15 protein-coding genes are annotated in these 22,907 nt (G+C 40.6%); 3 read left to right on the forward strand and 12 right to left on the reverse strand.

The features are described from left to right. Window positions 1-42: 42 nt before the first annotated feature. From BM291_RS20185 to BM291_RS20230, 10 genes are all read right to left on the reverse strand, one after another. Window positions 43-1,308, reverse strand: a complete 1,266-nt coding sequence (locus BM291_RS20185; protein WP_245786932.1) for a glycan-binding surface protein — start codon at window positions 1,306-1,308, stop codon at window positions 43-45. A gap of 30 nt (window positions 1,309-1,338) precedes the next feature. Continuing rightward, on the reverse strand, window positions 1,339-3,003 hold the full coding sequence (locus BM291_RS20190; RefSeq protein ID WP_092901237.1) for a RagB/SusD family nutrient uptake outer membrane protein: 1,665 nt from the start codon (window positions 3,001-3,003) through the stop codon (window positions 1,339-1,341). A gap of 18 nt (window positions 3,004-3,021) precedes the next feature. Next, complete coding sequence (locus tag BM291_RS20195) at window positions 3,022-6,177, reverse strand: SusC/RagA family TonB-linked outer membrane protein (protein ID WP_092901288.1); 3,156 nt, start codon at window positions 6,175-6,177, stop codon at window positions 3,022-3,024. Between the two features lie 437 nt (window positions 6,178-6,614). Further along, a complete protein-coding gene (locus BM291_RS20200) occupies window positions 6,615-7,613 on the reverse strand; it encodes a glycoside hydrolase family 5 protein (RefSeq protein WP_092901240.1) in 999 nt (332 codons plus the stop codon). 108 nt (window positions 7,614-7,721) lie between these two features. Further along, window positions 7,722-10,304, reverse strand: a complete 2,583-nt coding sequence (locus BM291_RS20205; protein WP_092901243.1) for a hybrid sensor histidine kinase/response regulator transcription factor — start codon at window positions 10,302-10,304, stop codon at window positions 7,722-7,724. Further along, the gene (locus BM291_RS20210; RefSeq protein WP_092901246.1) at window positions 10,282-11,820 is read right to left on the reverse strand and encodes a ligand-binding sensor domain-containing protein; all 1,539 of its coding nucleotides are present in this window, start codon (window positions 11,818-11,820) and stop codon (window positions 10,282-10,284) included. Before BM291_RS20210 ends, BM291_RS20205 begins: the two co-directional genes overlap by 23 nt. Window positions 11,821-11,971: 151 nt before the next feature. Continuing rightward, complete coding sequence (xylA, locus tag BM291_RS20215) at window positions 11,972-13,285, reverse strand: xylose isomerase (protein WP_092901249.1); 1,314 nt, start codon at window positions 13,283-13,285, stop codon at window positions 11,972-11,974. Window positions 13,286-13,326: 41 nt separating this feature from the next. Further along, on the reverse strand, window positions 13,327-14,829 hold the full coding sequence (locus BM291_RS20220) for a xylulokinase (protein ID WP_092901252.1): 1,503 nt from the start codon (window positions 14,827-14,829) through the stop codon (window positions 13,327-13,329). A gap of 12 nt (window positions 14,830-14,841) precedes the next feature. Further along, the gene (locus BM291_RS20225) at window positions 14,842-16,485 is read right to left on the reverse strand and encodes a sodium/sugar symporter (protein ID WP_092901255.1); all 1,644 of its coding nucleotides are present in this window, start codon (window positions 16,483-16,485) and stop codon (window positions 14,842-14,844) included. Between the two features lie 118 nt (window positions 16,486-16,603). Continuing rightward, a complete protein-coding gene (locus BM291_RS20230; protein WP_175499753.1) occupies window positions 16,604-17,416 on the reverse strand; it encodes an aminotransferase class IV in 813 nt (270 codons plus the stop codon). Window positions 17,417-17,583: 167 nt separating this feature from the next. Here BM291_RS20230 and sdaAB point away from each other — a divergent pair, with 167 nt between their 5' ends. From sdaAB to BM291_RS20245, 3 genes are read left to right on the forward strand one after another with little or no spacing between them, the layout of a single operon-like run. Then, a complete protein-coding gene (gene sdaAB, locus BM291_RS20235; protein WP_092901261.1) occupies window positions 17,584-18,261 on the forward strand; it encodes an L-serine ammonia-lyase, iron-sulfur-dependent subunit beta in 678 nt (225 codons plus the stop codon). Window positions 18,262-18,280: 19 nt separating this feature from the next. Then, the gene (locus BM291_RS20240) at window positions 18,281-19,618 is read left to right on the forward strand and encodes a TolC family protein (RefSeq protein ID WP_092901264.1); all 1,338 of its coding nucleotides are present in this window, start codon (window positions 18,281-18,283) and stop codon (window positions 19,616-19,618) included. Between the two features lie 3 nt (window positions 19,619-19,621). Continuing rightward, complete coding sequence (locus tag BM291_RS20245) at window positions 19,622-20,935, forward strand: efflux RND transporter periplasmic adaptor subunit (protein ID WP_092901267.1); 1,314 nt, start codon at window positions 19,622-19,624, stop codon at window positions 20,933-20,935. Window positions 20,936-21,040: 105 nt separating this feature from the next. On the opposite strand, the gene BM291_RS20250 is transcribed toward BM291_RS20245, so the two are convergent. Beyond that, window positions 21,041-21,628 carry a Maf family nucleotide pyrophosphatase gene (locus tag BM291_RS20250; protein WP_092901291.1) on the reverse strand — a complete coding sequence of 196 codons (588 nt, stop codon included), beginning with the start codon at window positions 21,626-21,628 and terminating at the stop codon, window positions 21,041-21,043. Continuing rightward, a complete protein-coding gene (locus BM291_RS20255) occupies window positions 21,609-22,907 on the reverse strand; it encodes a DUF1015 domain-containing protein (RefSeq protein WP_092901270.1) in 1,299 nt (432 codons plus the stop codon). Before BM291_RS20255 ends, BM291_RS20250 begins: the two co-directional genes overlap by 20 nt.

Below are 22,907 nucleotides of genomic sequence, written 5' to 3' on the forward strand. Positions count from 1 at the left end.
CACCCCGGAGATCAGATTAATAAACCTCTTATGCTGTACTTTTTAATTAACTGCTCTAATCACTCTAACATTATCCACGCCTAGAACTGCCTGGATATCATTCGAAGTAGTGTTGGTGACCACCAATCTTAGTTGTTTTGCGGAACCGTCGCCCTTCAAGAAATCTCCATAAGTATTTAGTCTGGTGGAACCATTGGTAAGCCTTGTCATATTAGCAGACAAGGTGTACCAGCTACCATCGGTAGTTTTGATAAAATCACTCATCGGGATGTTATAGCTCAACTCGTTTCCTTGGCTATCTGGATACCAAATTTGCATTTCTAGCCCTGCTATAGAAGCAGAAGTATTGATCGCAACTTCAAAGCGTATATCAAAATTAGTTGCCGGAGTACCTGGCTCATAACCTTCACCTACAGGGAAGATTTGTACGCCACCCCAGTTTGCTAGGTTGATTACTTTATCGTTGTTCCAGCCATAACCAGATGGAAAAGCTTGATTCATTCCAGCGAAACTACCTTCCAAACTAGATATACCTGGCTGAGAAGGTTTGATCATATCGCCTGATATGCCCCATCCCCAATCCCATGGCCACGAAAGTGCACCATTAGTATCGAAATCAGCAACCATACCTTTCTCAGCATAGATCTGCGTGTTTCTATTAGTAGCAGATCCTCCTGATTTGGTCACTACTCTGATAGATTGACCTTCTGAGAAATCTAGATTATCTGGCACCTTCACTGAAAGTGTAGATCCAGCAGCATTAGTAGTAAATCCTGAAGTCACGTACACATCTTCACCTGGGAAATAAACAGTATCTACAAAGTAGAAATACCTTCCAAGAAGTGTAAGATCATCACCAGCTTTTACATACTGGTTTTTCACTTGAAGCACCTGAGGAGCTGGAGGAAGCGTCTGGAATTCTATGATTGCTTCACCTGATTTGTTTACCAACCTCAAGGTATTTGGCACATTAGGATTAGTTGCTACAGTAGGAACTGAATCTCCTACAGTCACGATCACCGTATTGTTAGTCACATAGGCAGTGTTCACTCCAAGTGGATAATCATTCAAATACACTTGCTGCGTACCCAAAAGATTATTACCCAAAATAGCAATAGTACTACCTAGCGTAGCAGAGGTAAATGCACTATCTGCTGTACTTGGATCAGTATTTCGAACACGCTCAATAGTTGGCGGTCCTACGTTTATTTCGTCCTCCTCCTTACATGCTCCAAGTGCAAGCACCATTACTAGCGCAGAAGCTACAAGGATTGAGTGTGAGGATCTTATATTTTTTATGATGTTCATATGTTTAGCATTTCAATGTAAGTCCACAAATCAATTATCTGCTGAGAAATCATACGGTACAGCAGGCTTTCTCAAGTTTGGTGCTCTTGACAACTCCGAAGAAGGAATTGGAATCTTGAAGTTAGATTCGCTCACAGTAAAGAATCTTGGAGAAGTGTCACTTTCTGGAATTTCGATTTCCCACAACGTTGGATCAGGAATCTGATCAGCATAGATTCTGAACGTTCCACGATCTTGGTTAGATAGAATGCTGTAAGCCTTAGCTGGATCATAATATTCCAATTTGGTAAACTCATACCAAGCTTGGCCTTCCATAGCAAACTCCTTGATTCGCTCTTCGAAAACATCTTGCCAAGTGACAGAAGTCAGTGCATTTACACCAGCTCTCTTTCTGACTAGATTGACATACTTCAAAGCTTCACCAGGATTTTTGTCCAAAACAGCCTCAGCATAGGTCAAGTAAACATCAGCTAATCGAAGAATGTAAGTATTGATCTCAGTACCCTGCTGAACGACTTTACCATCGTTATCTTCAGGTCTTCCTACCACATACTTTTTCACCCAAGCTCTAGAATTATATGCTCTACTGCCATCAAGGCTACGTGCAGGCACTTCTAGTGGCTGAGCAGATCCTCCAGGAGGAACTTGAGTAATGTAAGAATAGTGCTCTCCCGGGAACATGAAACTACCTTTTCTTCTTTTGTCAAATACTAGGTCATCATACATATCTAGCATCCACTTAGAAGCTCCGATATCTCCACCCCATCCGTCACCGAAACCAGTGATTTCAGATCCAAAAGCAAGGAAAGCCTGAACTGAGTTTTGGGCACCCCATTGGCCAGCTTGCCCAGCGTTATACACCCACTGAAGTGCAGCCAGTGTTTCTACGTTATTGTTATTTGCAGTTTTGAATAGGTCTTCATATTCAGGCATCAATGATGCTCCGCTATTGTCAATAACTCTTTTTGCAAAATATGCTGCAGAATCCAAGTCACTTTGATTTCTGCTTCCAGAAACACCTGCTTTAGTCAGGTACATTTTGGCCAACATACCTTCTGCAGACCACTTAGTCAAACGACCCTTTAGAACAGAATTTTCAGGGAGATTTTCCACTGCATAGCGGAAATCCTTGATGATAAATTGCCACACAGTTTCTTCTGTATTTCTAGCAATAGTAGTATCCTGCAAAAGAGCCGTGTTGTTCGTGATAATTGGAACTGGACCCCAGTTTTGAACCAAGTAAGAGTAAGCTAGTCCACGCATGAATCTACCTTCTGCAATACCGTGATTTTTGATACGATCTGTTACTTCTTCACCAGCATATGCATTGATGTTATTGATCAATGAATTAGACTGAGCGACTACGTTATAGAATGCTCTCCAAGAGGCACCATTTTCTGCAGTTTCTCCAGTAGTGTTGAATCGTACGTTTTCTAGTTGATAAGATCCAGAGGTCAATGTTCCTCCTCTAGCATCTCCAATACCATGACTTGCTTTATCATTGTAAGCAAACCATACCATGTTATATAGCGGTGCTGATGCTGCCAAAATCTGATCATCAGTTTTGTAGAAGTTAGCATCTACAATCGCGTCCAATGGGGGTCTATCCAAGAAATCTTCTGAACAGCTCACCATTCCTCCAAGTAGCAAAGCAGCTCCAAGGACTAATTTTTGGAATTTTGTGTTTGTTGTCATGTTTGTATAATTTTTGGATTAGAAGTCAACACCTAAGCTGAATGTGTACATTCTCGTCTGAGGATATCTGCCGTAGTCAACACCGATCAATTGGTTTCCAGCTGATACGTTGTTACCTACTGATGCACCTACTTCAGGATCATATCCTTTATACTTCGTAAATGTGAATGCATTCTGTACACCAACTGCTAGCTTCAGACCTCTCACTACATTTTGCTTTCCTAGCAATTCAGTAGGGACTACATAGGAAAGGTTGATGTTTTTCACTCTTACATAAGAACCGTCCTCTACGAATTTGTCAGAGATTCTTGTTCCGTTACCATTCAAGTCAGTTCCTGTGAGTCTTGGCACTTCTGTACCTGCATTGGCTATGAATGGGTTGCCCGTTTGGTCCATTTCAACTCTAGCATAATCATAAGTTTCCAAAAGCATGTTTCTACCCAAATTCACGTTGTTAGGATTGATATTTAGGAATCTGTTGTAGTTGTAGATATCTACACCAAGAGCTCCTGTAAACAATACATCTAGTGAAATACCTTTGTAAGAGAACTGCTGCGTCATACCGAAAGTGAATTTTGGCCATGGATTACCAATGAATGTCTGATCTCTCTCATCGATTACACCATCATCATTCAGATCCTTATACTTGACATCACCTACATAGATACCGTCCACACCTACTGGAAGTGGATTACCTGAATTATCTACAGGTCTTGGGCTAGATTCTACGTCCTCAATTGACTGGAATAAGCCATCAGCCTGATAGCCGTAAAACAACCAAGGTGCTTGACCTGGCTGAGCTCTTGCGGTGAAGTTATTCAACCACCAAGCTGTACGATCGATGAACGCAGTCTCAGAGAAGAATTTGGTCACTTCAGTTTTGAATCCAGAGAAGTTGTAGTTAGAGCTCCAAGAGAATCCGCTAGCTCTGTTATCAATGTTGATGGTATTAATAGTGATGCCATAACCTTTGTTTTGCAAAGCACCAATGTTCACTGTAGGAGTTCCAATGCTTCCTTCTGCAGATGTACCCATGTACCAAGGCAGTGGATTAGGCAAAAGCAAGTTCTCAGTTTTCTTCAGGTAGAAATCACCCTCAATTTGAATTCTGTTGTTGAGGATATTCAAATTGAAACCAAGGTTGACAGTAGAAGTTTCTTCCCACTTCAAGTTTGGATTACCAAATCGAGAAACTAGGAAACCACCACCCCATGGCGTGGGGATACTTGGTGAGCTAAGTGGCGCATAGATTGCGTTTGCGTCACCTTGGTTACCAGTAAGACCAGTTTCAAATCTGATTTTAAATTCGTCTAACCAAGTAGCATTCTGCAAGAAAGTTTCCTCAGAAACTCTCCATGCTGCCGAAACGGAAGGGAAATAACCCCATCTGTTTTCAGGACCAAAGTTTGCCGAGCCATCAGCTCTGAAAGCAGCTAAAAGAATGTATTTTTCATTGAAAGTGTAATTTGCTCTCGCAAAGTATGATTCCATTGCCCACTGATTGGCCCCACCACTATTGGTAGCACCTTGAGCAGAACCAAGACCAAGCTGCTGCAGGTCATTGGAAGGGAAATTCACTCTAGCACCTCGTAAGAATTCATACTGAGATTCTTGAGCTTCATGGCTGGCCATTAAGTCCAAAGCATGCTTGCCCCAAACTGCGCTATAAGTCAACATCTGATTCCAGTTCCAATAGAAGCTATTACTAGATTCCTGTGTAAGTGAATTCGTGTCATTCGTCACTACACCCAGCGTGTAAGTTGGAGTAAAGAAGTGACCGTTGTTATAGTTAATGTTTGTGTTCACCATGGTACGGAACTTCAAACCTTTAACGATATCAATTTCTACATTGAATCCACCTTGAGCACCTCTTCTTTTGTAGTTTCTATCCAATAGATTAGCCAAAGCGATCGGGTTAGCTGGAGTAAACTGCAAGCTTGAACCGTTCACAGGATCCGCACCACCCCAAGATCCATCAGGATTTGTTACTGGTACATTTGGTGCCATTTGAATAGCATTGTTGATTACATCAGAGCTACCTGTAGCCAATTGCTCATCCGTGTGGAAAAGCTGTAGGTTCAAACCAAGCTTCAACCATTTTCTAGTCTGGTTATCAATGTTTGTTCGGATTGAATAACGATCAAAGGAAGATCCAATCGCTACACCTTCCTGATTGAAGTATTCACCAGAGATGTAAAATTTAGTCTTTTCATCTCCACCACTAAGCGTGATATTATGTTTGTTCAAAGGCGCAGTTTTGAAAAGCGCGTCCTGCCAGTTAGTACCTGCTCCCAAAAGTGTAGGATCTAGGAAAGCTGCTGGAGGCTCACCACCAGTGATTTCGCGGATATCATTAGTCATCGTCGCGTACTGGCTTAATGACATTACTTCTAAGTTTTCAGGCTTATCCTGAAGTGTGTAGAGGAAGTTATAAGTGATTTTAGTATCACCACTTTTACCTCTCTTGGTAGTGATCATAATCACACCGTTAGTACCTCTAGAGCCATATATCGCAGTTGCGGAAGGACCTTGCAAAACTTCCATAGACTCGATATCACTTGGGTTAAGACCCGCTAGTGGATTAGTCGAAGAAGTGTTACCATAGGATACAGCAGCAGGCTGAATTTGAACTCCATCAATTACATACAGAGGTTGGTTAGTACCGCCAATGGAGTTGACACCTCGGATATTTACAGAGATACCTCCTCCCGGAGCACCGGTGTTTTGAGTGACATATACACCTGCAGCACGACCTTGAAGAGCTTGCTCAACAGTCGTATTGACCGTACGCTCTATATCTTCAGCAGTCACAGACACCTGTGCACTGGACATATCACGTTTTTTCATGGTACCATAACCAACTACAACTACTTCGTCCAAAGAAGACATGTCTTCTTGCATAGTGACGTTAATTGTGGATTGGTTACCTACCACGATTTCCTGAGCCTTATAGCCAATGAAGCTATAAACTAGGATGGATTGCGAAGAAGGAACAGTAATCGAATACGTTCCATCTACTTCAGTTGCTACACCAGTAGTGGTTCCTTTCACCAGCACTGTTACTCCCGGGAGTGATAGTCCATCGCCAGCAGCGTTCACGGTTCCTTTGACCGTGACCTGAGCTTGAACCATACCTACCAGAAGCATAAGCCAAAGTGGTAATAGTTTTTTCATCATGAGGGGTTTAATTGTAAGAAATTGGTATATAGGTTATGAGCAGGAAAAGATTTTCCCGAGGTTGTTCTTGTTGTTTTTCTTAAGTGGATTTGTTGCATTCAGTTTGGGTTTTTGTTAGAAAAATATCAGTACGATTAACACCAAAAACTGAGAAATATTCCTTGCACCGAACTTGCATTTTCGGCAGAGATTGAGATCTGTAGAAATCAATTTGAAAAGAATAGGATCAGATTTTTGGGTTTATTGCTTTGATCCGAATAAATGTAGTTTTAGTAATCTCGTGGGAGGGTATTCAAATGTTTTGAATAGGGGTATCAAATGTTAACCCCTATGAAATCGATTGAAATAGAAGGGTTTACATAATTTCTTTCCTTTGCATTCAGGAGAAAAAGCCTAAAAAAAAGAGAAATACTTTTGAAATTCTTCCCAGCTACTTACTGTAGATTCTTTTCGAGTGCTCCTTTGACTACTTCTCCCCATGGTTTGACCTGAGAATCAGTCCAGTTTCCTTCTGATGAAGCCGCTGGCAAAAGCATGGAACAAGACTCCTCCTTATCAGCAATAGACCACGCGGCAAAAGAGATTTTTCTACTCTCCATCCAACTAAGCCAAGCAGTCCAAGATGCGGTATCAATGGCTCCATCGCCAGTCGCTTGCATACCTGCACATTCTGTAACGAAGAGTGGTAAGCCATCCTGGAAAGCTTTCTCTGCTCTATCTCTCAAGTAGTCCTTGTGAGTAGCCGCATAGAAATGCAATACATACATGATGTTCGTCTGATTGAGGATAGGATTCTGAGCCACCAGATGTATATCTTGACTCCAAGTAGGCGAGCCAACGAGAATCAAATTATCTGGATCGTACTTTCTGATTTCGGTGATGATCTCCTCGCTATAAGCTTTTACCTCTTCCCAGGTTTCGTAATCAGGCTCGTTGAAAAGCTCATAGATTACATGTGGACTGTCACCATACGTCTTAGCCATTTCCACAAAAAATGCCTTTGCCTGCTCAGGATATAACTCATGGCTATGCCAGTCTATGATCACATACATATTCTCGGCGATCGCAGCATCTACTACAGCTTTGATTTTCTCTATAGCAAATTCCGGATTTTCTAAATAGGCTCCTGATGGATCTACTCCCATCGCTGCACGTACCAAATTGGCATTCCAGTCGCTTTTAAGGAACTTCACTGCGGATGTATTGTAAAATCTTGGCCACCAATTATGCCAGCCGAAGCTTACTCCACGGAGCATTACAGCATTACCTTCACTATCTGTCAGTTTCCCATCGGTTACTTTTAGCTGGCCAAAGTATTTGACTTCACCGACTGGATCAGGAGTAGAAACTGGTGGTATTGTAACTGGATCAGGAGCTGATGCTTCCGTACATGAGGATAGAATCAGACATGCAATGACTAAAAGTCTTTTCATTCTGTGGGTGTGTTAATTGAGTTACCAATTTTACACCAACAGAAATTCAAACTCGGGTATCAATTGTTTCCGATTAGGGTAAGGTTCGTTAAATGGAGAGAAAAAATATTACTCTGCAGCTATTTCTTGCTGTCTCGCTGCATATTCAGAAGGAAGCATAGAGAATTCAGCTTTGAAATGCTTCGCAAAATACTTAGCGTTATTGTAGCCCACCATGTAAGCGATCTCGGAGATGTTGAGCTGACTTTTAGCCAAAAGCTGTGAAGCTCGCTTCAATCTTATCAAACGGATAAATTCAATTGGACTTTTACCAGTAATAGACTGGAGCTTTTTGTACAAGTGAACTCTACTCATCCCCAATTCCTTACTCAGGAATTCTACAGAAAACTGAGGATCTTCCATATGCTTTTCTACCAATGCCACAGCTTTTTGGATCAGCTGATCATCCAAGGAAGTCACCTTCACTTGGGAAGCATTGATTTGGATTTTGTTACGGTTTTGCTCTTGGATCACATTTCGCTCACGTAGGAGATTCTTGATGCTAAGTTGTAAAATCTCCAAATTGAACGGTTTGGTAAGGTAAAGATTACATCCACTATCTAATCCCTGAACCATCGTCTCCTCAGATTTTTTGGCTGTAAGCAAGATCACAGGTATATGTGAAGTTTTGATATCACCTTTTACTTTCTGGCAAAATTCTTTGCCATCCATCTGTGGCATCATCAAATCAGATATAATCAAGTCTGGAATATGTTGCTGGGCTAGTTCCCAACCTTGAAGCCCATTTGTAGCAGTGAGCACATGATACGTCTCAGAAAGGCAATCTTTCAAATAATTTCTGAACTCAACATGATCCTCAGCGATAAGAATCACTTCCTTCAAATCATTTGCTTCCTGTACAAAATCCTCCTCATCTTCTTCCCAGTTTTCCGGTATAATCAACACCAAAGGAATACTCAGACTGAAGACAGAACCCATACCCGGCTCACTCTCTACTGTGATTTCACCTTTCATTACTCTGGCGAAATCCTGAACCAACGACAAACCTATGCCGCTACCTTGATTCAGCTGCTGCTTGTGACCCTCAGTCGTATAGAATCTCTCGAAAATCTTATGCTGATCCTCCTTAGAAATTCCTACTCCAGTATCTGAAACAGATAAAATCAAAATCCCCTTTTCCTCATTTTCCTGCTGAAGTTCTAGCGTAACTGTGATCGCTCCATCTTCCTGTGTGAATTTGAAAGCATTGGAAAGCAAATTGAAAAGGACTTTCTCCAACTTGTCAGGATCAAAAATTGCCTGCTGCCCATGGGTATTTGTTTCAAAATTCAAATGGATATGCTTATTCTCTGAAAGCTCATGGAAATCAGCTACACAGTCCTTGATGAATTGAACCACGTCTCCTTCGGAAGGATGGAAAGCTAAGCCACCATTTTCTACATTTTTCACATCCAGCAACTGATTGATCAACTTAAGCAAGCGTCTGGCATTTCGCTGAATAATCTTGTATTGACTTAATAGGCCTGAGTTTTCAGTCTCAGAAATCAGGTGCTCCGTTGGAGTCAGAATCAAAGAAAGTGGGGTTCTGAATTCGTGACTTAGATTGGTGAAAAACTTGGTCTTCAAGCGATCCAACTCCTGCACACGCTTGGACTCACGAATAGCTTCTTCACGATCAAATTTTTCCCGTTGTCTGGATAGGAGTTGATTTCTGAAATAAAATATAATGGCTAGAATCGCCATGAAATACAAGAAATAAGCGATTGGAGTCTTCCAAAATGGAGCTAGAATCTTAATGTCCAATTTGTATTCATACAAACTCCAACCATCCAAAACCGTCCCTGGTTGTACTACCAATGTGTAATTACCCGGGTCAAGGTTAGTGAAAGTCACTTTTGCCAGATCGTCATTCAGGTATATCCAATCATCATTGAATCCTAGAAGTTTATAGCGGTATTTGTTCTTTTCTGGGTACAGAAAATTCAAAGCGCTGAAACCAATAGAGAAAATATTCTCATCATGTTTCAGCACTAGCTGATCCATTTTATCCAAAGACTTTGAAAGCAGAACTCGGTTACTCACCTTCTCTCCCACCTTCACTTCTTCGTTGAAAAGTTGGAAATCTGTAAAAACTACCGCTGGATTATTTCTTTCAAAAGCAAAATTCTCAGATTTGAAAATATTGTAACCATTTGGCCCTCCAAAAATGAATTCATCCTTGCTTGTTTTTAATGCCGCGTTTTTATTGAAAAGGGCAGCTTGGAGACCATCTTTCTGATCAAAATTCTGGAAGGTAATGGTGAATGGATTTACGTTTCTATTAATCTCTGCATAGATCAACCCCATCTGGGAGCTAATCCAAAGATTGCTATCATCGTCCTCGAGCAAATCAACAAGGTATGAAGTAGGTAATCCTTCCTCCTCTCCATAATGTACAAAGGAGCTATCAGAAGTATTAAAATAGTACAGACCGCTCAATGCAGTAACCCACAATACTCCCTCTTCATCCATGAATAAATCGGTGGTATTAGCGTCCACCAGCCCATTTCCTTGTGTTTCTGAATAAAAAGCATTTTGACCAGTTTCGTAGTTCAGCATATTCAGGCCACTGCCACCAGAAACCCAGATATTCCCTGATCGATCTTCCGCAAAGCCAGTGATATACTGGTTATTGGTAAAAAAAAGGAGCACTTCCCGCGGGATAATTATGGAATTCCTTTCTATCCTTATCGAGCATAGAAATGCCAGAGCGCAACGTACCTATCCATATTTTCCCAGTACTGTCTTCGAATATTTTCCAAATACTAGGTCCAGCAATTCCTGAAGGATCTCCTGGCCGGTATTGATAATTTGTAAAATCCTTTCCATCAAAGCTACCCAAGCCATTCAAATAGGTGCCTATCCACAAAACCCCTTTGTGATCAAGCAACAAATCCACGATGACGTCGCCAGTTAAACTGTTCTTGTTGTCAGGGTTATGTTTGTAATGTTTATAGGTGTTAGTTTTTCTATTGTGATAATAGAGCCCGCCACCATTAGTACCTATGTATAGATTGCCCAAACTATCTTCTGCAAAAGCATTCACATCATTGAAGGGCAGTGAATTCTTGTCTGCAAAGTTTTTTCGCACATGGGAGAATCGCAACAAGCCTTGATGATAATAGGCTACACCTTTTTTATGAGTTCCAACCCAGATGATATCTTCATTGTCTTTATACAAAGAATAGATAACATTGTGCGGCATAGAGCTATCATGTACATTGTCGCCATTTAAGTACGTGACGCTGCCCGTAGTTTTATCGAGCACATTTATTCCTCCGTGATCCGTACCAAGCCAAATCTGCCCCTTTTTAGCCTCCACGATAGCTTTTACCATGTTGTTATTCAGCCAGTATTTCCCACGCTCTTCCTGATTTACCTCGGTTTGATGAGTAAACCCATCTACTCGAAAAACCCCCAGATTTCTCTCAGGATCAAACAACCATGCGTCACCATCTGAATCAATCATGATTTCATAAGTTGCTGAAGCAGGTATTTCCTCCTTTGGAAGTCTCAAGGTCTTGGTCACAATCAGGCGATTTGGATCAAGTAGATCGATAACTCCAGAACGGTGAACTACCCAAATCAACCCATCAGGGGCTTCAGCTATTGCTGCGATTTGATTAGAAAAAAGACTGCCTTTCCCATTGGTTTTCTGCACATATACCGTTTCTCCACTGGCTTCGTCATAAATACTGATTCCTTTGGCTGGATGTGTAAACCAAAACCTATTTTGACGATCTTTCATCAGCATTCCTACCGAATCAGAAGCTAGATGGTAGGTAGGTGAATAAATAGAAATGCCTCTCGAGAAATGCTCATTTTCAGGGTTATAAATATCAAACACCCCATTTACGTTCTTAACCCAAAGCTTATCATTGGGTCCAACATACATCTTGAGGATATTATTGTGGGATATGGACGTGGAGTCCTTAGTATTCAAAAAAATCTTAATGCGTGTGCCGTCGTATCTATATAAACCATAGGCAGTGCCATACCACATCATGCCATCGGCATCTCGGACCATACTTAGGATATTGGAATTGGATAAACCTAGACTTTCGTCTAGATTTCGAAACACCAGCTTTTCTACTTCACTTTGGCCCAAAACTGTACCAGCCCAAAGTAACAGCAAACAAGAAATTCCTCTTACCACATAACCTTTCATACACCAGTAACTATAAATGCCAAATTATGAGAATTAAAGGTAACATCTCATTTCTGTTTTGATATTTAACGAATGATCGAAAAATTTTTCATTAAAAAAGTCCGATTGAGGAATCTCAACCGGACTTTTAAAATTTATTTATAAAAGATGCTTAGATAAATCTATTCAATAGATTTTCAAAGTACTCTTGCTTGCCACTAGTTTGAATAGGCTCTCCTACTTCTGCTGCATGATTTCTCAGATCCTCAAGGGTAAGGTTTCCTGTTTCGAATGACTTACCTTTTCCAGAATCAAAGCTCGCATAGCGATTTTTTCTTCTTTCTAGGTAATCAGACTTGTCCAGTATATCCTGAGCGATCAACATACCTCTCGCAAATGTATCCATGCTTCCGATATGTGCTAGGAATAGATCATCCATGTCAGTTGAGTTTCTTCTGATTTTTGCATCAAAGTTCACTCCACCACCTTGGATTCCTGCTGATGTCAATATCACCAACATAGCTTCGGTCATTTCCTGCAAGTTCATCGCAAACTGATCCGTATCCCATCCGTTTTGGTAATCACCTCTGTTAGCATCGATACTTCCAAGCATACCAGCATCGGCACATACTTGAAGCTCATGCTGGAAGGTATGTCCTGCCAACGTAGCATGGTTTACTTCGATATTCAATTTGAAATCTTTATCAAGTCCATGCTGTTTCAAGAAACCAATTACCGTAGCAGAATCATAATCATACTGGTGTTTAGTTGGCTCCATTGGCTTAGGCTCGATGAAGAACGTTCCTTTGAAACCATTCTTTCTAGCATAGTCACGTGCCATGGTTAGGAATTGAGCTAAATGCTCAGTCTCACGCTTCATGTCCGTATTCAATAAAGACATGTAACCTTCGCGACCACCCCAGAACACATAATTCTCACCATTCAAGGCAATAGTTGAATCAATAGCATTTTTCACTTGAGTGCCTGCCCATGATACTACATTGAAATCAGGATTGGTAGACGCTCCGTTCATGTATCGAGGATTACTAAACACGTTAGCCGTTCCCCAAAGCAATTTCACGCCAGTATCTGCTTGCTTTTGCTTAGCATATTCGGTGATGATCTGCATTCTTTTCTCATACTCACCCAAAGTAGGACCTTCGTCAATTAGGTCAATATCATGGAAACAATAGTATGGTGCACCGATTTTGGTAATGAACTCAAATGCAGCATCCATTTTGTCTTTGGCTCTTTGGATAGGGTCGGCCGCAGCATCCCAAGGATGTACGATGGTACCTGGTCCAAATGGATCTCCACCTGTTCCACAGAAGGAATGCCAATATGCTATGGAAAACCTGAAGTGCTCCTTCATAGTTTTGCCAGCGATGATACGGTTTTCGTCGTAAAATCTAAAAGCTAGTGGATTATCACTGTCTTTACCTTCGAAAGGGATTTTATCAATTGAAGAGAAATAAGTTTTTGACATTGTAAATTGGTTTATTAGTTATTTATAGGTTTGAAAATTAATTACAAGTTACTTTTTTGGATTGCTTCCAAATGGCTTTTCCAAGTAGAATAAACCTCTTCATAGGGCTCATAAAAATGCTCATTTGGCTCTATTGTTTCTAGCAATTCCAATCCAGCGAAAGCTTCTGACTCATTAGCAAATACTCCCGCACCAATACCAGCTCCTCTGGCAGCTCCTTGCGCTCCGTCGGTATCGTACAATTCCAACACTACCTTATTCATATGAACAAAAGTTTTGCGGAAAACTGGGCTGAGGAACATATTAGCTTTACCAGCTTTAACGGTTTTAAGATCCAGTCCCATGTCCTGCATGATCCTGAAACCAAAGGTAAGCGCTGAAACTATCCCCTCTTGTGCAGAACGAATCATGTGACGTTTGTCATGCTTGAGCAAATTCAAACCTAACATATGCGCTCCGATATTTTGATTTTGAAGAATTCTCTCTGAACCATTTCCAAAAGGTATGAAAGTCAAGCCTTCAGAACCAATCGGAGCGGAACCGCCCAAATTATTCATCTCATCATATTCTATATGCGCTGCACCCATGATTTTCTTCAGCCAGCTATTCAGAATACCTGTGCCGTTCACACAAAGTAACACTCCATACGAAGGATTCTCAGCAGAGTGATTTACGTGAACAAAGGTATTCACTCTTGACAAGGGGTCATAAAGCGGTTTGTCTGAAACGCCATAAACGGTTCCTGAAGTCCCTGCCGTAGTCGCCAATTCTCCTGGTTTTAGGGCTTGAAGTGAAAAGGCGTTATTAGGCTGATCACCAGCACGATAAGAAATAGGAATACCTTCTTCTAATCCTGTAACTTCGGAAGCAAATGCAGAAACTCTGCCTTGAATAGAATAAGAAGGTACTATTTCAGGAATCCATGATTTGGAGATCTGATAGTTTTCCAACACTTTATCACTCAGGCCATTCTTTTGAAAGTCCCAGAAGATCCCTTCTGACAAACCCGTTTCAGAGGTAACAATATCTCCGCTCAATCTCATCGCTATGAAATCTCCGGGCAGCATCATTTTATGAATTTTTGCTGCAAGCGCTGGCTCATTTTCTATAACCCAGCGTAATTTGGAAGCGGTAAAATTCCCCGGAGAATTTAGCAAATTCTTCAAGCAGTACTCTTCACCAAGTTCTCTGAAAGCTTTTTCTCCAATGCCAACTGCTCGGCTATCACACCAGATTATAGAAGGTCTCAGTACATTCTGATCCTTATCTACCAGTACTAAACCGTGCATTTGATAGGCGATACCAATTCCTTTCAGTTCGCCCTTCTTTACTGAAGTCTTATTTAGCACATAGCGGATAGAATGCTGTACATACTTCCACCACGTCTCTGGATCCTGTTCTGCCCACCCTTTTTCAGGTGAATCAATAGACATCTCCTCTTCAGGAAATGCTTTTGAAAGTATAGCCTTACCCGAATCTGCATCAAGTAAGGATGTTTTGACAGAAGAACTCCCAATGTCAATCCCTAATAATAAACGTCTCATCTATTGTGTTTTTTACCAGAATACGATATACAATGCAGCAGTAATACCCGCAATTAAAATAGCGCCAATTTTAAAAGCTGTACTTGTGCTGAACAGTTCTTTATCAATTGTAATGCTGTTTGGATGATCTTTTCCTTTGCCTTCAACCAAGGAAATAATAATCATCAATGCTGCTAGAATCAAGAAAACAACTCCCATTCTATCGATGAATGGCAGAGCAGGGAAAATAATTTTCAAGACTACAGAAAGTGGAATACTCAATGCAGCACCTGTAAGCGCAGCATTTGAAGTAGTTTTTTTCCAGAATACACCAAAGAAGAAAATCGCAAATACACCTGGGCTAATAAAGCCTGTATACTCCTGTATAAACTGGAACGCTTGATCGAGCTGCCCAAGGGCTGGAGCTACTACAGATGCAATAACGAATGCAACAACTGCTGTAATTCTACCTACACGAACTTGCTTGGTCTGGCTTGCATTCTTGTCAAAGTGCTTATTGAAAATATCCATGGTGAAAATAGTAGAAGTACTATTAGCCATTGATGCCAGAGAAGATACAATTGCTGCTGTCAAAGCCGCAAAAGCAAGGCCTTTCAGACCTACAGGCAGTAAATGCAAAAGTGTAGGATATGCTCTATCAGATTTGATCAAACCCGTAATAGGATCTTTCATCGAGTCAATAAAGCCAGTATCAATACCGTTTTCTACGATCACATAAGCTGCAATTCCAGGGATTACTACGATCAATGGCATCAGCAATTTCAAGAAACCAGCGAAAATCATCCCTTTTTGGGCTTCATCTAAACTCTTTGCAGCCAAAGCTCTTTGAGTGATGTACTGATTGAATCCCCAATAACTAAGGTTTGTGATCCACATACCTCCTACTAAAACAGATATGCCTGGAAGATCCAGGTATGCATCACGAGTTCCACCCGATCCATCTGGGATCATCATTTCTCCTTTGGATAATATCATAGAAAAGTGACCTGGAACTTCTCTGCGAAGTAAATTCAAACCATCCCATGCATCTCCTGAACCAACCATCTGAAGTGCTATGTAAGTAGTAGCTAAACCACCGGCAATAAGAAACACTACCTGAATTACATCCGTCCATGCTACAGCTTTCAAACCTCCATAGATAGAATAAAGCATGGCAAAAGCTGCCAACCCAGCGATTCCGTATCCCAGAGGGATATCCATTATTGTGTTTAGGCTCAATGCACCTAAGTACAATACTGAAGTCAAGTTCACGAATACATAAAGCAACAGCCAGAAAACGGCCATGGTTGTTCTTACACGTGAATCGTATCTATCTGCCAAAAAACCTGGCATAGTGTAAATACCCTTCTTAATATAAATAGGTAAGAAAAATATAGCTACAACCAAAAGTGTAACTGCTGCCATCCACTCGTAGGTAGAAATAGCAAGCCCAAGTGCAAATCCAGAACCTGACATCCCGATAAATTGCTCCGCAGAAATATTGGAAGCGATCAAGGATGCGCCTACTGCCCACCAAGGGAGAGCTTTTGAGGCAAGGAAATAATCAGCGGAGTCTTTAATGTGTCCTTTTTTCTCTCTGGACACGAATAAACCCATCCCGACGATGAGCAGACAGTAGCCGACAAATACGGCTAAGTCTAAAGGTTCTAAAAGCATAAATTGTTAGGTTAGGTTCTGGGCAGTTAGTTTGGGTAAACGACTAATCTTATTAGAATAGGCCGATAAAGATAATATTTTCAAATTAACGTGGGTAAAAAAATGAACCTATTTAAAATTAATCAAATATTAGTTTCAAATCCTGTATAGGATTAGTAGAAAACTTCTTGTCTCTAAAACTCTCTAAATAACTGATTCCTGAGGAGTTAGAAACAAATACTTGCTCCGCATCATACAACTCTTCCAATGTAAACTCTCCTATTTCCAATGGAATGTTACTCGATTCAAAATAATCGATTAAAACCTGGCGACTAACGCCTTCAATACAGCCGCAACTTAAAGACGGTGTGAAATATGTCCCTGACTTCAACCAGAAGATATTGGCAATACTTGCTTCAGAGATGTAGCCGCGATGATCTAACAGAATGATCTCATCTAATCCTCGCTCACTTTTCTCTTTATTAGCAATTATATATGGCAGCGCATTCAATGTCTTAAACTTCGACCAAGGGCTTGCAAAAAGTTGAACATGCTTAGACACATCTGCCTTACGTTTAATTTCAGCTACCATGGTCGCTGGTGCAATTTGGAGAATCTGAATTACGGCAGATTCCTCTGGAGTATATTTACCTGCGCCAGCACGAAAAACGCTCCACCGAATGCGTTTTCTTTCACCAGCTAGTGTTTTTTTCAAAAAACATATCAATTCCTCTGCATTGATCATCGAGACATCCATACCTAAGAACTCCATTCCTTCTGAGAGACGATTCAGATGCTTTTCAAAAAACCGTATATGATCCTTACTCCAAACCATGGTCTCGAATAGCCCATCTCCATAACTAGTGGCGCGGTTAGGGAGTTTTATATAAGCTTCACAGAACCAAGTTTCGCTCGTAGATGATTTTTGATAGATTGTTTCGATTTCGTTCATAAAACTGTTCATAATCGGTCAGGCTCTCACTTTGTTAAACTATGAGAATGTTAAACTATGTAAACATGATACCACTTAAAGTGCATTCAATACAATAAATATGAATTATTGCTTGAAATCGTAGCAACGATTTTACCTTAGCATCAAAATTGGAATATTACACCCAGATGGCAAATAAAAGTAGCGTTTTTGATATGATTGGACCAATAATGATAGGGCCGTCTTCCTCGCATACTGCAGGAGTAGTGAGAATAGCTAGAGCAGCTGTTCGAGTTTTGGGAGGAATCCCTGAAGATGCTTCTATCACTTTTTATAATTCTTTTGCAAGAACATACGAAGGTCATGGAAGTGATCGAGCTATCATCGGAGGTTTGATGGATTTCAAAACAGATGATGCTAATATTAAAAATTCCCTTGATATAGCTGAGGAGAAAGGATTGACATATCGATTTAAATCAATCGGTAATTCTTCCATACACCATCCAAATACGATCAAGCTTAACCTTAGAAAAGGTGATAGGACCGTAGAAGTCGTGGGTGAAAGCCTAGGAGGTGGAGTGATCAATATCTCTGAGGTAGATGGATTCGTGGCAAATTTCTCTGCTGCTGATCATACACTTATTATCAAAGCTGAGGATATCTCTGGCGCTATAGCTTTTATATCCGCTGTGATCGCTCAGTCTAAAGCCAACATTGCCACCATGTCCGTTTCCAGAAAAGGGAAAAATGACCTAGCCTGTCACGTAATAGAAATGGACTCCGGCATCAAGGATATCACCTTGGAATACTTAAAATCATTATCCTGGATTACCGAACTAATTTATATACCTGACATTGACCTTTAATTACACTATTACTTACACCATGAGAAAATTCCTACTAGGCTTTGCTTTAGCTGCTGGGATTGGTTTTTCAACTTTTGCACAAGAAACAGTTATTCCATCTGGTCCTATAGATCTGGAAACCGCTGTTGCTATTGCTTTGGAAAACAACCTAACGTTAAAAAGAAGTGAATTAAACCGACTTTCCAATGAGGCCACGCTTTTACAAAACCAAGGGGCGAGATATCCAAGTTTAACTGCTGGAGGTTCTAGCAGCTTTAACTGGGGGCGATCCATTAACCCAGCGACTAACTTGTTCGAAACTCAGCGAATTGGTAACATCAACCTGAACGCATCTTCCAATGCAACTTTATTTAATGCTGGAAGGTTAACCAACACCATTAATCAGACTAAAACTATTTTAGAGCAGAATCTCTATAATATAGAGTCTACCAGAAATACCATTACACTGAATGTGATTAACTTCTATGTAAATGTGGTATTCAATCAGGAGCAGGTGAAAATTGCAGAAAACCAGCTAAAAACCACCCAAGATCAGTTAGATAGAACAATCAAACTGGTGAATGCAGGGTCGTTGCCATATTCAGATCAACTGGATCTGCAATCTCAACTTGCTACTAACAACGTGGATTTGATTAATGCGAAATCAACGCTGAATGGATCTATGCTTAGTTTAGCTCAAGCTCTTCAAATTCCTTTTTCACCTGATTTTCAAATCGAAAAACCTGAATTAAGTATTGACGACACCTTTATGGTTTCCGAATCTTCTGCGACTATTTTCCAAACTGCAGTAGAAACTATGCCTGAAATCAAAGCAGCAATGCTAGGTGTACAAAGTGCTAATTACGGTATCAAAATTGCCAAAGCTGGATACTCTCCTACGGTCTCAATATTTGGTAACCTCGGCTCAAACTATGTGGATCTTTATGAACTCCAATTCGGAGACCAAATTGATCGTAACTTTTCTCAATCTGCAGGGTTACAATTGAGTATTCCGATATTTTCCCGCATGAACAATAAAGCATCTGTTCAGCGAGCAACTATACAGAAAAGACTAGCTGAGGTAACTGAACTAGAAGCAAGAAACCAACTAAGACAAGACATCGAAACGGCATTTACGAACGCTTTGGCTTCGGAACAATCCTACCAAGCTTCACTCACTCGAATCGCCAGCTTAGAGGAGTCTTTCAGGATTTCACAACAACGTTTTGAATTGGGAGCAATCAATTCTGTTGATTTTCAAGTAGCTCAAAACAATCTGTTCTCAGCTCAGTCTCAACTTGTTTACGATAAATACACTTACATTTTCAGAGTAAAAGTTCTTGATTTTTACCTGGGTAATCCAATTAACCTTAACTAAACCATGGCAAATAAGAAATCAAACAAGCTATTGTATTACCTTCTTGGAGGTATAGTAGTCCTAATCATTTTTGCAGTGATCGCTCGAAATGCCGGCTGGGTAGGTGGAGACAAAGAAACGCAAGTTGAAGTCACTAAAGTAAAAAGAACATCAATCATAGAAAAAGTAAGTGCTTCTGGAGAAATTCAGCCTGAAGTAGAAGTGAATCTTAGTCCAGATGTAGCTGGTGAAATCATCGCTTTACATGTGAAAGAAGGTGATTCTGTAGCAGCTGGAATGCTTTTGGTAAAGATCAGACCTGATAACTTTATTTCTGCATTGGACAGAACAAGAGCAAATTTCAGTCAGCAAGAAGCTAACCTTTCTCAATCCCGTGCTGCTTTGCAAAGATCCGAAGCTCAGTTCACTCAATCGGAGCAAAACTTCAATAGACAAAAAAGTTTATATGAGCAGAGAGCTATTTCTGATGCTGACTTTGAGCAAGCACAGGCAGACTACACTTCTGCGCAGAAAGACTTAGAAGCTGCAAAGCAAAGTGTACGTGCATCTGAATTCGTAGTAAAAAGCTCTCAGGCTTCAGTAGATGAAGCTTCTGAAAACTTAAGACTGACTAATGTATATTCTCCGGTCAACGGTATCGTATCTAATCTCCTTGTAGAGCAAGGTGAACGTGTGGTAGGAACTCAGCAAATGGCTGGTACTGAAATGTTGACTATTGCAGATCTTTCTAAAATGGAAGTTCGGGTAGATGTGAACGAAAATGATATCGTAAGATTGAGTTTGGGTGACACCACTATTATTGATGTGGATTCCTATGCTTACACTGGTAAGACATTCAAAGGTGTGGTAACGAGTATTGCAAACACAGCTAATGTAAAGGCATCTTCAGATGCAGTTACTGAGTTCAAAGTGAAAATCAGAATTCTGAATGATTCTTACCAAGACTTAGTGGAAGAAGGCAAGAAATATCCTTTCAGACCTGGAATGACAGCTTCTGTAGAAATCCTTACTAATTCTAAAAACAATGCACTATCAGTTCCTCTAGCTGCCGTGACTACCAGAGAACATAAGCAAGACACGCTTTTGGCAGGAACCACAAGATCTAAAGAATTGGTATTTGTAAACGATGGCGGAGTTGCCAAATTGAAAGAAATCAAAACTGGTATTTCTGACTTTCAAAACATTGAAGTATTGGAAGGCCTAACTGAAGGCGAGCAAATCATCTCAGGACCTTATTTCATAGTGAGTAAAGACTTGAAAGAAGGTGACAAAGTAGCTCCAGTTGAAGGTAAAATTACAGCCATCAAAAAAGACTAACTAGCGAAGGATTGAAGCCCTTAGCTATCCTACTAAAAAAGCCCTGTGAATTAAGTTTCACAGGGCTTTTTTAGTAATGTTGTCGAATGACTAATTCCTATTCATTTACCACTTTTTCAATTGTGCATAGACTAAGTGAAGTGGAAATCCCATCACGTTATAATAAGAACCTTCGATCCGCTCCACTCCCATAAATCCAATCCACTCCTGAATACCATAAGCCCCGGCTTTGTCCATAGGCTTATACTGATGAATGTAATGCCAGATTTCCTCTTCTTCCAGAAATCTAAACGTCACGATGGTCTCATCTTCCAGCGTGATTTGTCTGGTTTTATCCCGCAACGTAACTGCCGTCATCACGGTATGAGTAGAGCCAGAAAGACTTTTGAGCATATCAAAAGCTTCTTCCTCTGTCTTTGGCTTGCCTAGTACATGCCCACTAGCTATTACTACTGTATCTGAAGTGATGAGGATTTCATTCTCAGCAAGCTCATCGACAAACGCCTCAGATTTCAATTTGGAAAGGTATGCAGCTACGTACTCAGCTTGAATATCTTTTGGGATGGTTTCATCCACTGAATTCAGTTTTACTTCGAACTCTATTTCTAATCCCTTTAATAATTCTTGACGCCTCGGGGAATTAGAGGCGAGTATAATTTTCTTATTACTTAGATTACTTAAAAAAGGATCCATAGTCGAAATCAAATTCATCTTGTTTAATACTGGCGAAAAGCAATCCGCCCAATGCTTTTGGATAGAAATAGGTGGATTTTTGTGGCATTAATTCGCCGCTTCTACACACTTCGAGAACTTGGTCAAGTTCTAATTCACGGGTAATTACTGCAAAACTGGCCTTTCCTGAACGGACTTCTTGGATGCATCTGGAGAAATTCCGTTCATATACAATCTGCTCTGAGTTCCTTTGCTCCGCTACTGCTATGCCCAAAATTCTTGCAAATAACACCTCATGTAGGACGGTTAGGTCTAGCTGTCTTATGCTTTCCGGTAAATGTAGATTGATATGACCCATCATACCTGCTTTCAATTGCAAGGTATAGCTCTCCTCTCCCATTACTAATCCAAAGGTATGAGGTTTATGAAAAGCATACCCACCCAGCTCTTCAGAATCCGCAAATTTTTTCACATCAAACCATTCTTTGATCTTTTCCAGCAAGTCTTCAGCTGCCAACTCTAATCCATAAAACATGCGGTGAGTCGGTAGGATCTTCAGGTGATTTCCACTTGTGTTTGTCAGGTACATTAAATGATAATCATGCCCTTTCCATTTTTGCTCCGACAATTCTCCTTTCATAGACTTTCGGTATTCTATAGCTCCTTCAAGTCGATGATGTCCGTCTGCTAGGATTACTTGCTTGTCTTTTAAAACTTCCAGAAAATACTGGATAATCTCAGGCTCTTGTATTACGGCCATGACTTCTCTCACTCCTTGATAATCTTCTAATTCATACAAAGGGTTAGCGATAGCTTCGTCCATATACTTCTCAAGCTGCTCATCCAGATCTTCATATAATGCATGAGTTGGACTCGCCTGAATCTGAGTTATTTTCAATAAATCAATACGGTCATTCACAGCAGATACAATCGTATTCTCATGTCTCAGAATAACTTCATCAGACCATTCATATGCCTTGATCTGCGCGATAAATCCTTTTCTACAGCGTTCGTCATGCTCACCGGGAAGGCGAAAATATTGGTAATAAACATAGATTCCAGGTTTCAAATCCTGGCTAATGATCCCCTCAGACTTCCATTTTTCAAGGGTTTCCAGCGCATTTTTAGCTGGATCAGCCCCCTGAGGAACAGAGAGATGTATACTATTTAGAGGATTTTCATACAACAACTGTCGCTGCCGCGCCGATACCACATCAAATAATGGCGCAGTCAATTCCTCCATTTTTGGAGTTAAAGCATCGGCATAACGCCACGCTTTTAAGGGTAATATCTCTGCCAT

The organism is Algoriphagus aquimarinus (genome assembly GCF_900112005.1).
In the GTDB taxonomy this organism is placed as follows: Bacteria; Bacteroidota; Bacteroidia; order Cytophagales; family Cyclobacteriaceae; genus Algoriphagus; species Algoriphagus aquimarinus.

Bases quoted from the DNA above. Each gene is read 5' to 3' on its own strand.
- BM291_RS20195 (WP_092901288.1), bottom strand. From the start codon at position 6,177: ATGAAAAAACTATTACCACTTTGGCTTATGCTTCTGGTAGGTATGGTT.
- BM291_RS20190 (WP_092901237.1), bottom strand. From the start codon at position 3,003: ATGACAACAAACACAAAATTCCAAAAATTAGTCCTTGGAGCTGCTTTG.
- sdaAB (WP_092901261.1), top strand. From the start codon at position 17,584: ATGGCAAATAAAAGTAGCGTTTTTGATATGATTGGACCAATAATGATA.
- BM291_RS20225 (WP_092901255.1), bottom strand. From the start codon at position 16,485: ATGCTTTTAGAACCTTTAGACTTAGCCGTATTTGTCGGCTACTGTCTG.
- BM291_RS20255 (WP_092901270.1), bottom strand. From the start codon at position 22,907: ATGGCAGAGATATTACCCTTAAAAGCGTGGCGTTATGCCGATGCTTTA.
- BM291_RS20250 (WP_092901291.1), bottom strand. From the start codon at position 21,628: ATGGATCCTTTTTTAAGTAATCTAAGTAATAAGAAAATTATACTCGCC.
- BM291_RS20185 (WP_245786932.1), bottom strand. From the start codon at position 1,308: ATGAACATCATAAAAAATATAAGATCCTCACACTCAATCCTTGTAGCT.
- BM291_RS20240 (WP_092901264.1), top strand. From the start codon at position 18,281: ATGAGAAAATTCCTACTAGGCTTTGCTTTAGCTGCTGGGATTGGTTTT.
- BM291_RS20245 (WP_092901267.1), top strand. From the start codon at position 19,622: ATGGCAAATAAGAAATCAAACAAGCTATTGTATTACCTTCTTGGAGGT.
- BM291_RS20210 (WP_092901246.1), bottom strand. From the start codon at position 11,820: ATGAAAGGTTATGTGGTAAGAGGAATTTCTTGTTTGCTGTTACTTTGG.
- xylA (WP_092901249.1), bottom strand. From the start codon at position 13,285: ATGTCAAAAACTTATTTCTCTTCAATTGATAAAATCCCTTTCGAAGGT.
- BM291_RS20200 (WP_092901240.1), bottom strand. From the start codon at position 7,613: ATGAAAAGACTTTTAGTCATTGCATGTCTGATTCTATCCTCATGTACG.
- BM291_RS20230 (WP_175499753.1), bottom strand. From the start codon at position 17,416: ATGAACGAAATCGAAACAATCTATCAAAAATCATCTACGAGCGAAACT.
- BM291_RS20220 (WP_092901252.1), bottom strand. From the start codon at position 14,829: ATGAGACGTTTATTATTAGGGATTGACATTGGGAGTTCTTCTGTCAAA.